The sequence below is a fragment of the Chitinophaga niabensis genome (genome assembly GCF_039545795.1).
Lineage (GTDB): Bacteria > Bacteroidota > Bacteroidia > Chitinophagales > Chitinophagaceae > Chitinophaga > Chitinophaga niabensis_B.
The window spans coordinates 4,191,038-4,205,476 of the sequence record NZ_CP154260.1; the positions used below are offsets into that span (position 1 = coordinate 4,191,038).

15 protein-coding genes are annotated in these 14,439 nt (G+C 46.7%); 9 read left to right on the top strand and 6 right to left on the bottom strand.

Annotated features, from left to right (window positions below; translation table 11 throughout):
* Nucleotides 1-6 precede the first annotated feature (6 nt).
* Nucleotides 7-147 (bottom strand): hypothetical protein, encoded by a 141-nt coding sequence (locus AAHN97_RS16515; protein WP_343303159.1) that lies wholly within the window; start codon nt 145-147, stop codon nt 7-9.
* Between the two features lie 180 nt (nt 148-327).
* Between AAHN97_RS16515 and AAHN97_RS16520 the strand changes: the two genes are divergently transcribed.
* The 8 genes from AAHN97_RS16520 (at nt 328) to AAHN97_RS16555 (ending at nt 9,067) form a co-directional block, all read left to right on the top strand.
* On the top strand, nt 328-1,686 hold the full coding sequence (locus AAHN97_RS16520; RefSeq protein ID WP_343303160.1) for a UDP-N-acetylmuramate--L-alanine ligase: 1,359 nt from the start codon (nt 328-330) through the stop codon (nt 1,684-1,686).
* 12 nt (nt 1,687-1,698) lie between these two features.
* Nucleotides 1,699-2,475, top strand: a complete 777-nt coding sequence (locus AAHN97_RS16525) for a 3'-5' exonuclease (protein WP_343303161.1) — start codon at nt 1,699-1,701, stop codon at nt 2,473-2,475.
* Between the two features lie 72 nt (nt 2,476-2,547).
* A complete protein-coding gene (locus AAHN97_RS16530) occupies nt 2,548-3,267 on the top strand; it encodes a polyprenol monophosphomannose synthase (RefSeq protein ID WP_343303162.1) in 720 nt (239 codons plus the stop codon).
* On the top strand, nt 3,264-4,148 hold the full coding sequence (locus AAHN97_RS16535) for a DMT family transporter (RefSeq protein ID WP_343303163.1): 885 nt from the start codon (nt 3,264-3,266) through the stop codon (nt 4,146-4,148). The genes AAHN97_RS16530 and AAHN97_RS16535 overlap by 4 nt, the downstream gene beginning before the upstream one ends.
* 70 nt (nt 4,149-4,218) lie before the next feature.
* A complete protein-coding gene (locus tag AAHN97_RS16540) occupies nt 4,219-7,080 on the top strand; it encodes a S9 family peptidase (RefSeq protein WP_343303164.1) in 2,862 nt (953 codons plus the stop codon).
* A 193-nt stretch (nt 7,081-7,273) separates the two neighbouring features.
* Nucleotides 7,274-7,921 carry a DUF6597 domain-containing transcriptional factor gene (locus AAHN97_RS16545; RefSeq protein WP_343303165.1) on the top strand — a complete coding sequence of 216 codons (648 nt, stop codon included), beginning with the start codon at nt 7,274-7,276 and terminating at the stop codon, nt 7,919-7,921.
* A gap of 73 nt (nt 7,922-7,994) precedes the next feature.
* Complete coding sequence (locus tag AAHN97_RS16550; protein WP_343303166.1) at nt 7,995-8,456, top strand: GNAT family N-acetyltransferase; 462 nt, start codon at nt 7,995-7,997, stop codon at nt 8,454-8,456.
* Nucleotides 8,453-9,067, top strand: a complete 615-nt coding sequence (locus AAHN97_RS16555; RefSeq protein ID WP_343303167.1) for a DUF4230 domain-containing protein — start codon at nt 8,453-8,455, stop codon at nt 9,065-9,067. Before AAHN97_RS16550 ends, AAHN97_RS16555 begins: the two co-directional genes overlap by 4 nt.
* 165 nt (nt 9,068-9,232) lie before the next feature.
* Here the strand turns inward: AAHN97_RS16555 and AAHN97_RS16560 are convergent, their stop codons facing one another.
* On the bottom strand, nt 9,233-9,952 hold the full coding sequence (locus AAHN97_RS16560) for a hypothetical protein (protein WP_343303168.1): 720 nt from the start codon (nt 9,950-9,952) through the stop codon (nt 9,233-9,235).
* Between the two features lie 247 nt (nt 9,953-10,199).
* Between AAHN97_RS16560 and AAHN97_RS16565 the strand changes: the two genes are divergently transcribed.
* Nucleotides 10,200-10,529, top strand: coding sequence for an RNA recognition motif domain-containing protein (locus AAHN97_RS16565; RefSeq protein WP_074237259.1), 330 nt, complete (start codon nt 10,200-10,202; stop codon nt 10,527-10,529).
* Between the two features lie 155 nt (nt 10,530-10,684).
* Here AAHN97_RS16565 and AAHN97_RS16570 read toward each other — a convergent pair whose 3' ends face one another.
* From AAHN97_RS16570 to AAHN97_RS16585, 4 genes are all read right to left on the bottom strand, one after another.
* A complete protein-coding gene (locus AAHN97_RS16570; protein WP_343303169.1) occupies nt 10,685-12,001 on the bottom strand; it encodes a dihydrolipoamide acetyltransferase family protein in 1,317 nt (438 codons plus the stop codon).
* Between the two features lie 49 nt (nt 12,002-12,050).
* On the bottom strand, nt 12,051-13,298 hold the full coding sequence (locus tag AAHN97_RS16575) for a CinA family nicotinamide mononucleotide deamidase-related protein (protein ID WP_343303170.1): 1,248 nt from the start codon (nt 13,296-13,298) through the stop codon (nt 12,051-12,053).
* Nucleotides 13,299-13,318: 20 nt separating this feature from the next.
* Nucleotides 13,319-13,726 (bottom strand): acyl-CoA thioesterase, encoded by a 408-nt coding sequence (locus AAHN97_RS16580; protein ID WP_343303171.1) that lies wholly within the window; start codon nt 13,724-13,726, stop codon nt 13,319-13,321.
* A gap of 87 nt (nt 13,727-13,813) precedes the next feature.
* Nucleotides 13,814-14,224, bottom strand: coding sequence for a DoxX family protein (locus tag AAHN97_RS16585; protein WP_343303172.1), 411 nt, complete (start codon nt 14,222-14,224; stop codon nt 13,814-13,816).
* Between the last annotated feature and the right edge of the window lie 215 nt (nt 14,225-14,439).

Below are 14,439 nucleotides of genomic sequence, written 5' to 3' on the forward strand. Positions count from 1 at the left end.
ACAGTACTAACAGTTTTTATCCTTTTCGTGCTGCACTTTGGTGATCTTCATGGGGCATCCCAGCTTCTGTGAAGCGCAGGAAGAAAACATGACAGCTAACACTGCCATTACACAAAATGTACCGATCAAGCGGTATCCTGATTTCATATTCTGCATTTTAGTAAATAAACGAAATTTCATAGGCTTGAATTATTTGCACTTTGTGATTCGTATTTTGTGACCTTATATTTGCAAATATATATGTTTATATTAGAAAAAACAACCCTATGTGTTGTTAATTATTGATTTTCATTTGCAAATTTAATACACAAAGAACCGGGAATTGTCATGGCAAAAGTACATTTTATAGCGATAGGCGGCAGTGTTATGCACCAGCTGGCCATCGCCCTCAGGCATAAAGGTTACGAAGTAAGCGGCAGCGATGACGAGATCTTTGAACCTTCAAAGTCAAACCTCGCCACAGCAGGCATTCTCCCTGCCTCTCTCGGCTGGGACCCCGCCCGCATCCACCCTCAGCTCGATGCGGTGATCCTGGGCATGCATGCCCGGGCGGATAACCCGGAACTGATCAAGGCACAGGAACTCCAACTAAAGATCTACTCTTTCCCGGAATACATTTACCAGGAAAGTAAGGATAAAACCCGTGTGGCCATAGGCGGCAGTCATGGTAAAACCACCATTACCTCCATGATCATGCACGTTTTACAACAATGCCACCAGCAATTCGATTACCTGGTGGGTGCAAAGCTGGAAGGTTTTTCCCAATCCGTAAACGTTACAGATGCCCCGCTCATTGTGTGCGAGGCAGATGAATACCCGGCTTCCGTACTGGAAAAAAGGCCCAAATTCCACTTTCTCCACCCCCAGATCTCCGTGCTGAGCGGTATTGCATGGGACCACATCAATGTTTTCCCCACTTTTGAGAACTACCTGGAGCAGTTCGCCATCTTCCTCCGTACCATGGAACCCGGCGGTAAACTGATCTACAACCAAACGGACGAAACCCTCCGGCAACTGGTAGCCAAAGAAGGCAGCCATCTGGAATGTATCCCTTACGGGGTACCGGAGCATACCATTATTAATGGCCTCACCCGCGTTCGTTTTGGTAATGCTTCCACAGACCTGATGGTTTTCGGGGAGCACAACCTGCTTAACATCCATGCTGCCCTTTTGGTTTGCAAAGCTTTAGGAATTGGTGATATTGATTTTCTGGCGGCAATTGCTACCTTTAAAGGAGCTGCCAAAAGGATGGAACTGGTGGCAAAAAATGAGCAGACCGCCTTTTACCGCGACTTTGCCCATGCCCCCTCCAAAGTTAAGGCCACCATACAGGCGCTCCGTAAACAATACCCGAACCGCAAACTCATTGCTGTACTGGAATTACATACGTACAGCAGCCTCAATGCGGCTTTTATGAGTGAATATGCCGGCGCATTGGACCCCGCAGACCTGGCAGGCGTATTTTACAGCGCACATGCCCTGGAAATAAAACGTATGCCGGACCTCAGCCCCGAAATCATCCGGGAAGGTTTTGCCAATAAAGATCTTGTTATACTGAACAACCGGGCCGCTCTCGAAGCCTTCCTCGGTCAGCAGGATTTTCACAATACTAACGTCCTCCTCATGAGCTCCGGCGATTATGAAGGTTTGGATTTTGGAGGATTAAAAAAATACTTAACGGTTTAGAACCCAAAGAATATGTCTGCATTACAACTCACCCGTCCGCTTGCCTTTATTGATCTTGAAACTACAGGCACCAATGTGGCAACGGACCGTATCATTGAGATAGCTGTCATAAAAGTGATGCCGGACAAGTCCGTTCTCAATAAAACCAAACGCATCAACCCCGGCATTCCCATTCCTGCAGCCACTACGGCTATTCACGGGATTACGGACGAAGATGTGAAAGATGCTCCCTACTTCAAACAGGTAGCCAATGAATACAAACAGTTCCTCGAAAATTGCGATATAGCCGGTTATAACTCAAACAGGTTTGATGTGCCTTTGCTTGTAGAAGAATTCCTACGCCTGGACCTTAACTTCGACATCAAAAGCCGCAGGTTCGTAGACGTACAGAAGATCTTCCACCTCATGGAAAAACGTACGCTCAGCGCTGCTTATAAGTTCTATTGTGATAAGGACCTGGAAAATGCTCATAGTGCAGAAGCAGATGCCATCGCCACTTATGAGATCCTGGAAGCACAGCTGGTCAGGTATGAGCAGCAGCTGAAACCGGAAGTGGAAGCACTGGCCACTTTCACTAAAGAAGATGATTATGTGGATTTTGCCCGCAGGATGACCATCCAGAACGGCGTTGAACTATTCAACTTCGGCAAGTATAAAGGCAGGCCTGTAAGGGACGTGCTGAAGATAGAGCCGCAGTATTACGACTGGATGATGAAAGCAGACTTTCCCCTCAACACCAAGCAGAAACTGACAGAGATATATCACAGTATGATGCTAAAAAAACCATAATGTTTTCGTTAACGATGTAATATTAAGCCGGATATTCCCTATTTTCGCCATCCTTAAAATCGCAATTGCTAATTGGAAAAATTAGTTATCATACCAACGTACAATGAAAAGGACAATATCCAACGGATCATTGACGCGGTATTCGCATTACAGCAGGATTTCCATGTACTTATTGTAGATGATGGCTCTCCGGATGGTACCGGCAACATCGTAAAAGAACTGCAAACAAAGTATGCGGGGCAGTTATTCCTGGAAGAACGCAGTGGCAAGCTGGGGCTTGGCACCGCGTATATCCATGGGTTTAAATGGGCCCTTGCCAGAAACTACGGGTATATCACAGAAATGGATGCGGACTTCTCCCATAACCCGGCAGACCTCGTTCGTTTACATCACGCCTGTGCAGCTGAAGGAGCAGATGTTTCCGTAGGCTCCCGTTATGTAAAAGGCGGCAATACGGAAAACTGGCCATGGGACCGTGCTGTATTATCCTACGGCGCCTCTATTTATGTACGCCTAATCACCTGGATCCCCGTAAAAGACGCCACCGCAGGTTTTGTATGTTACAAACGCCGGGTGCTGGAAAAGATCCAGCTGGATAAGATCCAGTTTGTGGGATATGCGTTCCAGATAGAAATGAAATTCACCGCCTGGAAACTGGGCTTTAAAATAAAGGAAGTGCCTATCACTTTCATTGACCGCAAGGAAGGCTATTCTAAAATGAGCAAAGGCATTGTGAAGGAAGGCATTTTAGGTGTGTTGAAGATTCAGTGGCAGAGCCTGTTTGGCAAATGAAAAAAGCATTCTTACAACTTCATCTCTCCGTTTTTTTAGCTGGCTTTACCGGTATCCTCGGTAAACTCATTACCCTGAACGAAGGTTTATTGGTCTGGTACCGTTTGCTGTTCACTGCCGTGACCATGTTCGTATTATTCCGCTGGCAGGGCCGTTTGCAAAAATTACCCTTGCAGGCCATTTTACGTATAGGCGGTACCGGGTTCATCGTTGCCATGCACTGGATCTTCTTTTACGGCAGCATCAAATATGCCAACGTATCCATTGGCGTGGTCTGCTTTTCACTCACCAGTTTATTCACCGCCATTTTTGATCCCCTGATCAACCGGCGTGCTTTTGATAAAGTGGAAATGCTGCTGAGTTTGCTTACCCTCGCAGGCATCCTCCTGATCTTTCACTTTGATACGCAATACCGTACCGGTATCATACTGGGCATTATCTCTTCTATGTTTGCCGCCCTGTTTACGGTATTCAACAAACGGCTGGTAGCGAAGTACAATACAGAGAACATTACCTTTTACGAACTGGGCATTGGTTTCCTGGGCCTGTCACTACTGCTGCCCTTTTACCTGCATGCTTTTCCGGTGGCATCCATGATCCCTTCTTTCATGGATCTTGTATACCTCCTGGCCCTGGCCTGGTTCTGCACCGTACTCATGTACACGCTTTCCATGAATGCGCTTAAAAAGATCTCTGCCTTTACGGTGAACCTTTGTTTCAACCTGGAGCCTTTATACAGCATTATCCTGGCTTTCATCCTTTTTCATGAGAACAAATTATTGCGGAGCGAATTCTACCTGGGCCTGGGCCTGATCTTACTTTCTGTAGCACTGCAGATGGTAAGGGTGTTCCGGCAGAACCGGCGCAGTAAACTGGCTTAACCATTCATCCACCTTCCCGCCTGCTTTCTCACAGGAATTATTATTTTGTGAAACTAAAATCTAACGGCTTATGAAACGATCTTTAAGATGGTTCGTATCCCTATCCGTACTGTTACCATTAGGAGCACTGGCCCAACCCAAAAAACCACTGGACCATACAGTGTATGACGGCTGGCAGAGCATTGGCACCAAAGCCATCAGCAATAACGGACAATGGGCAATCTATACAATTACACCACAGGAGGGAGACGCTACCCTGGTGATCCGTAACCTGAAGAACGGGCAGCAGCTTGATGTTCCCCGGGCTACGGCCGCAGTGATCACAGAAGATTCCCGTTTTGTGGTATTCACGATCAAACCCTTTTTCAAAGATGTAAGGCAGGCCCGGATCAAGAAAAAGAAACCGGATGAAATGCCCAAAGACTCACTGGGTTTCATTGAATTAGGGCAAACCAATATTACAAAGGTAGCTGCCGTGAAATCCTTTAAAACACCGGAAAAAGGAAGCGGCCTGCTGGCTTATCTGATTGACAAACCTAAGACGGATACCGCTGCAGCAAAAGGCGCTAAAAAACCGGCACCTGCTAAAACGGATGCTCCCGGAAAGCAAGGCAACACTGAAGAAGATGCGGATGAAGATACCCCCGGTGGAGCCGGCAGCGCTGCAGCAGGCGACCTCGTAATCCATTACCTTGGCAGCAACAAACCGCAGGACACCGTCAAAAGTGTCACCAGCTACACGATCAGCAAACCCGGTAACAAGATCGTACTCGTTACCAATCCACCTAAAAAAGATTCACTCGCCAGACCAGGTGTATGGTTATGGGATGTGGCCGGCAGGAAAGCAGATACACTCAGCCGCGGGCATGGCTCCTTTGTACAGTTCGTTTTTGACGACAAAGGGCAGCAGGTAGCATACCTTGGCAGCAGAGACAGTGCAAAAGCTTTACAGAAATTCTTCTCCTTATATTATTACAAACCGGCACAGGACAGTGCGCACATTGTTGTCACAAAGTCTACTACCGGCATTCCGCAGAAGTGGAGCGTTTCAGAAGATGGTATACCCAGCTTCTCAAAAAACGGCGAACGTTTGTTCTTTGGCACCGCACCTATCCAGCCACCAAAAGATACCACCATCGTAGAATTCGAAGTGGCGAAAGTGGATATCTGGAACTACCAGGATGATTACCTGCAACCCATGCAGCTGAAGAACCTGGACCGTGATCTGAAAAAGAGTTACGCAGCTGTATATTTCCTGCAACAGAACCGCATGGTGCAGTTAAGCGATCAGGAAATGGAAACATTTGTTATTGCAGATGAAGGAAATGCCACATACGGTTTGGGTACAACAGATAAAGGCCAGCGCGTAGCATTACAGTGGACGGGCAGCACACTGAAAACTGCTTATGCTGTGAACATCAATACCGGCGAGCGCCGCCTGTTAGTAGAAAAACTGGACGGGAACTTTTTCATTTCCCCGCAAGGCCGTTTCATCTACTGGTTTTCTCAGCCTTCCGGAAAATGGTTCTGCTATGAGATCACTACTGCAGAGGTGAGGGATATCAGCGCTGCTATTCCTACACAGATCACGGATGAGGAAATGGACATGCCGGATTATCCGGGTCCATATGGTATCAGCGGCTGGCTGGAAAATGATAAGTATGTATACATCAACGACCGCTATGATATCTGGCAAACAGATCCAACAGGTAAAGAAGCACCGGTGATGATCACCAACGGATTGGGCAGGAAAACAAAAACGGTGCTACGCAATGTACGCCTCAACAGGGAAGACCGTTTCTTCAAACCTAAACAATCCCTGCTGCTGGAAGCACAAAGCGACTCTTCCAAATTCGGCGGTTTCTATTCTCTCAAGCTGAATGATAAAAAAGGCCCGCAGTTAATTGTGATGGGCCCTTATTCCTACCAGGGAACAGAGAAGGCAAAACAGGCAGATGTATATCTTTTCCAGCGTGCTAATTATATTGAATCACCGGATGTATTTGCAGGTGCCAATATTGCATCGGCAGAACGCATCAGCCGGATCAACCCGCAACAGAAACAATATAACTGGGGTACCGCGGAACTGATCAAATGGGATACTTATAATGGTAAAACCACGGAAGGGATCCTTTACAAACCGGAAGACTTTGATCCTAATAAACGTTACCCGGTGCTGATCTATTTCTATGAGAAACTCACAGATGGATTGTATACCTATCAGCCACCGGCTCCCACACCATCAAGACTGAACATCTCTTTCTTCGTGAGCCGCGGGTACATTGTACTGGCCCCGGATATCAGTTATGAAAACGGCCGGCCGGGCAAGAGCGCCTATGATTATATTGTGAGCGGTGCGGAAGCATTGGCGAAAAATCCATGGATAGACCGCAGTAATATGGGCATCCAGGGTCAGAGCTGGGGTGGTTACCAGGTATGTCATCTGATCACAGCCACTACCCTGTTCAAAGCAGCATGGGCCGGCGCACCGGTAGCTAATATGACCAGTGCCTATGGAGGCATCCGCTGGGAAAGTGGCATGAACCGCCAGTTCCAGTATGAGCATACCCAAAGCCGGATCGGTGCTACCCTCTGGGAGAAACCGGAGTTATATATAGAGAACTCTCCCCTCTTCCACCTGCCCAAGGTCACTACGCCGCTGGCTATTATGTCCAACGATGCAGATGGCGCCGTGCCCTGGTACCAGGGTATTGAAATGTTCACCGGCCTCCGCCGCCTGGGCAAACCGGTTTGGCTGCTTAATTATAATAATGAAGCACACAACCTTATACAACGCCAGAACCGGAAGGATATCCAGATCCGGGAGCAGCAGTTCTTTGATCATTTTCTAAAGGGGGCTCCTGCCCCGCAATGGTTAAGCAAGGGCGTTCCTGCCACGGAAAAGGGCAAGAATTGGGGATTTGACTACTGATAATCAACAGCTTAATATGCAAAACCGGGGGCTTGGCTCCCGGTTTTGTTATTTTGTAGTTAAGTGGAAGATTTTCAATGGTTTCTAATTTATTCGTGAATTTTTCTAATTAAAATGTTCTTGCATATACTAAAATAACTATATTTACATCAGTTATCGCGGAGATAGATCACAGACAAAACCGCTAAATCCTATGAACACCTATTACCTTCGTCCTAAAGATACTTTGCAACCTTTTGTGCAACAGTATATTGTTCTGCAAAACATCACATCGGCTGCAGACATTGCTCAGAAAAAGCTTTTTACATTAGGTAAACAGTACCTGGTATTCATTCAAAAAGGCGCATTGGCATTTAAACCAAATGATCATGCCTCTTTTGAGTTACCGGAAGCGTCTGTAACAGGCCCTTTTACCTGCGCAGTGAATGCCCGCGTAACAGGCCCGCTGAATGCAGTAGTAGTACAACTCAATGCCTACGCTAGCCACAGGCTGATGGGCATCAGCATGGAGTCCGTTACCAATTACTTCCGCGACCTTACTAAAGTGGACAACAGCTGGGCCCTAACTGCCAAAGAGCTGAACAATGCTGATAACCTGGACACTATCCAGAACATCCTGGATAAAGTGCTGGAAGACCTGCTGCCAAAACAAAAACCTGCATTGCGCCAGGTAGATGAAATGGTAGATTATCTCGCCGCACAAAAAGGACAGGTGGAAATGCTGGACCTGGCTTTACGCTTCAAAACCAGTCGCCATACCCTGGAACGCCAGTTTATGGAAGTGACCGGCCTTACACCGCAATTATACTCCAGGATACTGCGCAGGCAACGTTACGCTTAAACAGATCATTTTAGAGTACGGAATATTTAAAACGCCGGGTCGATGTATCCGGCGTTTTTATTTATTTTTAGGCATGCTACATATTGAAACAACCCGGGAAGGATACAGGATCAGCACAGACAAAAGCCAGTTACAAACAGATGTGATCTATCAGTATTTATCTGAAGAATCATACTGGGCAAAGGATATACCCCGCAGTTTCGTGGAAAAGTCTATTGCCAACTCTCTGTGTTTTGGCATCTATCATGGCCAGGAACAAATAGGTTTTGCAAGGGTGATCTCAGACCTTGCCACCTTCGGTTATCTCGCAGATGTATTTGTGCTGCCCGCACACCGCGGCCGGGGATTATCCAAATGGCTGATGGAAGTGATCCTCGCACATCCTGATCTGACAACACTTCGCAGGTTTATGCTCGCCACACAGGATGCACATGGATTGTACAAACAATTTGGTTTTAATGCACTCGAACATCCTGATCGTGTAATGGGTAAACTCATGAACGGTACTTATACAGACATGAAAAAATCATCATGAAAAAGATCATTCAGTGGATCGTAGTTATTCTGCTTATTGTGTTCATCTTTTGGCTGGGCCAGTGGTTCGGCTCTAAAAAGGTGAACCAGACTATATTGTCCAACAGCCTGATTGTACGCGAGATTGCAGAGCTTGCCAGTCTTGAGGTACAGGGCAATGCTAACATCAAACGCAGCAATGTGGAGAATAACGGAGGTTGGTGGGATAATCTCAATAAAGTGCTTGCAGAAAACACTATTTGGGTAACTGTTCCTTACACTGCCAAATATGGCGTGAATATAGATGATAAGAACTTCTCCGTTACACTGAAAGAAAAACGGGTAGTAGTACAGCTTCCGGCCCCAGCGTTGCTGAGTTACGAGCTTCGCCTCAGCCAGATGGAAACGGCCAATAAAAAAGGCTGGTTTGTTCCTTCGAATGATGAAACATACACAGACGTACAGAAGAAATTGTACGAAACTTCGCGTGAACAACTAAAGACAAACAACATCTACCTCGAGCAAAGTAAAGAGAAGATCCGCCAGATCATTGGCAATTACTATAAGCCCCTGGGGTATGAAGTGGAAGTGAAATTCGGGAATGAACCGGGTAAGGTATTGAAGCTGGATTAAGATCTATCCTTGCTTCATCCTAGCTTCAAAGTAGCTTAAACCCGCTCCGGCAGGCAACATGAAGCAAGGATAAAGCTAGGATGAAGCTACCATGGCGGATTTATAAATTACAAAACTTGCTGCCCAACCCTGCTAAAACAACCTTGCTAAAACAACCTTGTTCCCCTAAGCCCTGTTTGCCGTGATATACTTCACCAAACAACGTTTCGCCACCGGCAGCAATGTTTCCTGCACCGGGAATACCAGCTCCGTTTGTATCGTGTACACCGCAGGGTTCGGCAACTCCTGCCGGTGACGGATCAGGTCTGATTTGATACTCTGATAAGTATGCGCCAGGCTGCGGGTATAGGTACTGATATGTTTGGTATGAATGCCCCTGTACTTTTCATCATGCCTTTCAAAGATCGTCAGGCGGTACTGATACACTTCCGTATCGCTGAACTTCCCATCACACAAAAGCATATACCCTTCCTGTATATCCAGCGGAATAATGCCCACCGGCATTATGTTCAGCTTCTCTTCCACAAAATCATAGATCTCCGCACCTTCCTTGATCGTACGGTTCATTTTGAGTAAGGCAAACTGCATAATGCTCTCCAGTTCTTCCATCATTTCATCGTCTGCGATCATCTGTTCATACAGCAGTTGCAAACGCTCTAAATTCACGGCTGTTAACTGTTTGGGGAACTGCTGCCGGAGGAACTGTTTGTTCTCCTTGAATGCCAGCAGGTTATTGTAATGGAAGATCACATCGCTCAGCTGCGGGTATAGCTTGTTCTCGTTAAAGTAACGGTTAATCTCCTGGAGGTAGGCGAGAAGGGTATATTTCTTTAATTCGAAATCTATAAATCCTTCAGCGAACCACGTCTCACTCAATGCCTTCATAGCTTTCGGCCGTTTAGATCAGCCCTTATTGAAGTTACGAAAAATCTTAATATCAAGCATCAAAAGCCCCGGAGTCACATATTTATGGTCATTATATAATGCCCCTAACCCTTTGCTGTCCAACGATTGATGATGTTACGGCATCCCCCTCCCATAAGGCAAAACATTGAAAAAACAAGGGAGCATTTTTTTTATTCAGTTAATTCCTTAACTTCAATATTATTTTTCATTTTTTAATTTTTTTATCATGAACATCTACGTAGCCAACCTGCACTACAGGTTGAACGATGAGGACCTTCACCAAATCTTTAGCGAATTCGGGACAGTTACCTCTGCAAAAATCATCAAAGATCATGAAACCGGTCGTTCACGTGGTTTCGGATTTGTAGAAATGGCAAACCAGGAAGAAGGAACTAAAGCGATGGAGAGTCTGAACGGTAGTGAAGTGGAAGGCAAGCAACTGATGGTGAACGAAGCTCGTCCTAAACAAGCCAATGGCGGTGGTGGAAACAGAGGTGGTGGAAACCGTGGTGGCGGTGGTGGATACGGTGGCGGCGGTGGCCGTGGTCGTTACTAATACTAAATTACTCATCGACGCAATAAAAGGCTTCCAACATGGAGGCCTTTTTTTTGCCCTTTAATGCCCCAAAAAGGTACCCCTGAGCCCCTTACCTCATTAAAGCCCAAACAGGCTAAAAAAAGGCCCCGGAACCCGGAGCCTTTTCAATAATGTTAGTATTCCTTACCCGGGTCAAAATTCTCCATCTCATGCGCCACAGCGCTCAGGAAGGTAGAACCCAGTGAACCATCCACAATCCGGTGATCGTAGGACATGGAAAGGTACATCATATGGCGGATGGCAATGGAGTCACCCTGGGGCGTTTCTACCACTACCGGGCGTTTCTTGATAGCCCCTACCGCCAGGATAGCTACCTGCGGCTGGTTAATGATGGGCGTACCGGTAAGGCTGCCAAAAGTACCTACATTGGTAATGGTGAAGGTACCATTCTGTGTATCCTCCGGTTTCAGGCGGTTCTGCCTGGCGGCATTGGCCAGCTGGTTCACCTGTTTGGTAAGGCCTACCAGGTTCAGGGTATCCGCATTGCGGATCACCGGCACAATAAGGTTACCGCTGGGCAGGGCTGCAGCCATACCGATATTGATATCTTTCTTGAGAATGATCTTATCTCCATCCAGTGAGCAGTTCACAAGCGGGAACTTCTTGATGCATTTCACCACGGCCTCCACAAACAAAGGCATAAAGGTGATCTTCTCTCCTTCCCTTTTTTCAAAATCCTTCTTCACCTGTTCACGCCAGCGTACCATATTGGTTACATCAGCTTCTGCAAAACTGGTCACATGCGGGCTGGTATGCACGCTGCGCACCATATGTTCCGCAATCAGTTTGCGCATGCGGTCCATCTCAATGATCTCCACATTACCGCCATAACTGTTGGAAGCAGGCACGGTAGCCACTTCTCTTTGTTTGGGTGCTTCCTGCACCACTACCGGCTCCTGGATATGTGTGGAGGTAGAATTGCTGCGGTTGGCGATATAGTCGAGTATGTCGTTTTTAGTAACACGGCCTTCTGTTCCGGAGCCGGGGATCTTTTCCAGCTCTGCGAAATTCACGCCTTCCTGTTGTGCAATAGTGAGTACAAGGGGAGAATAAAAACGTGCTTCTCCGGAAACAGGTGCAACTGCTTCTGTGCGGGCAGGCGCTGTCTGGAAATGAGAGTCACTAACAACTTTGGGAGCTGCAGCTGCCGGGGATGGCGTAGCAGGGGAAGCAGCCACAGGGGCACCTGCTGCTGTTAGCACACGTGCAATCACGGTACCTACGGGCACCACGTCATTTTCATTAAAAAGGACCTCAGTGATCTCTCCTTCCGCAATGGAAGGCACCTCGCTGTCTACTTTATCAGTTGCTATCTCCAGCACCGTTTCATCTAACTTCACCTTATCACCGGGTTTCTTGTGCCAACGCAGGATTGTAGCTTCCATTATGCTTTCTCCCATTTTGGGCATCACCAGTTCGACTATTGCCATAAAAGTGTTTTAGTGTTTTATTTTTAGTAGAGGACAAAAATAAGGTAAATTAAAGTTCCAGCCATTTCCGCAATTCGTTCATGGCAGCCACACAGGTCATATCAATATTCCGGGCACGGTCGAAACGGAAACGGTGCAGTTTGGTAACGATCTTCCCTTTACCGCCTACTGCGATCCATACAGAGCCCACGGGTTTTTCCTCCGTTCCGCCATCCGGCCCCATAATGCCGGACACTGCCATTACGCAATCTACGTCTAATACCCGCAATGCACCTTCTGCCATTTCCCGTACTGTTCTTTCACTTACAGCCCCGTGTTTCTCCAACGTTTCCGCCTGTACACCCAATACATGTTGTTTCACTTCATACGAGTAAGCCACCACACTTCCGTTAAAATAGGCAGAACTGCCGGGAATGGCGGTGATCAGGCTGGCAATCTTTCCACCGGTGCAACTCTCCGCCGTACCCACTTTCAGGTTTTTTGTCTTGAGCACTTCTCCCAACACCTCTCCCATCGTAACATCTTTTTCTGCTACGAGAATATCTCCCACCAGGGATTTCAGGGTATCAAAGGCATGCTGCAGTTCGTTTGCAGCAGATTGTTTATCCGGGGAAATGCTGGTGAGCCGCAGCTTTAATAAGCCATAATTAGGCAGGTAAGCCAGCTTGATATGTTTGGGCAGGTTGTTTTCAAAATCCATGATCCGCTCTGCCACAAAGGATTCTCCCATGCCTGCCGTGATCAGTGTATGATGCAGCAACGCTGGTGTTTCAAAACGGGCCTGCAGCATACCTATCACATCATACTCCATAATCCCCTTCATTTCATGCGGTACGCCGGGCATAGATACATAAATACTTCCTCCCTTTTCAAACCACATACCGGGTGCAGAGCCTCTTTTATTCTGTATAATAGTAGCAACATCCGGCACCAGCGCCTGGTCCAGGTTCCGTTGCAGCACAGGCAGCCCCCGCATGGCAGACAGTTGCAGCACGTTCTGTAAAGCTGCTTCATCCTGTACCAGCTTCCCGCCAAAATATTCGCAAAGCACCGGTTTGGTGATATCATCTGCCGTTGGCCCCAGGCCGCCGGTGATCAGAACTATCTGAGAATTCTTTCCTTCTTCTTCCAGCGCTTTGATGATAGCTGCCTTATCGTCTCCCACAGCCACCCTTCTCTGGATCCAGATGCCTATTTCATTCAGCCGCTGTGCCATCCAGGCGGAATTGGTATCAATGGTCTGGCCTATCAGCAACTCATCTCCGATGGTGATGAGGCTGGCGTAGATCTTTTCCATGCTGATGTGTTTTGTATTGCTTAGAAATATACCGCCAGTTTCTCTCTCATAACTTCTGGCAGGTTCATGCGCGTTTTATTTTTGGCATCGATGATGGCCAATGTTGTAACACCCACATTCAATAACTCTCCTTTCTGATTATACAACTCTGAGTGGAACTGGATCTTATGATTGGTTGTCAATTCCCTGAGGGTGGTTTTTACCGTGATCACATCATCATAATAAGCAGGGCGCAGATACTTCACCTGCAATTCCGCTACCGGCATGATCACACCCTGATCTTCCAGTTCTTTATAAGTAAAGCCCAGCTGGCGGATAGCATCAGTACGGCCTACTTCATAATACAATGCATAATTCCCGTAGTAGAGATAACCCATCTGGTCTGTTTCGCCATAACGAACGCGAATATCTATCGTAGTACTGTACATAATGCAAAAAGGGAAATTGAAGGTGTAAATGTAGGATATTCCTACTACCACCAACAAATTCCCTTTTTACTTTTTATTTTTCCCGGTTTAGTTACCGATCGCGCCGTCTATAGAATACTTACCAGGGCCTGTGATCAGGATGGCAACAAAGGCTAACAGGAAAAGAATGGGAAACTCCTGTTTTTCCATACCATCTGCTTTGTGGATCATGAAAATGATCACGCTGAAACAGATGATCAAAGGAACGGTAGCAAGGCGCGTCAGCAAACCTAATACCAGCAGGGCACCGCAGAAGAATTCCGCAAATACGGTTAATCCCAGCGAAGCGGTTTTACCAATGCCGAAGGGATCGGCAAACTGGCTGGCATAAGTGGAAAACCCTTTTAATTTAGGCCAGCCGTGGCGAAGCATTACCAATGCACCAAAACCAACACGCAGGATCAATAGTGATAAATTAACTTGGCCATTAGTGAATCGGGCAGATAAGAGTTTTTTCATAGTCGATAATTGGTTTGATTCTTGTTAAGTATAACAGCTTTTTTTCTTAATAATCAGGATCAGCACAAATTTAGATAGAATCTAATATATATAAGCACTAAATAGTTATCCACATCCAATAGTTTATCCACATAGGGTAGATAACCTGCAAGGGGGTTAAAAACTATAAAAATATATATTTGCCAAGTTTGTCAACCTCAATCTATTGCCAAGTT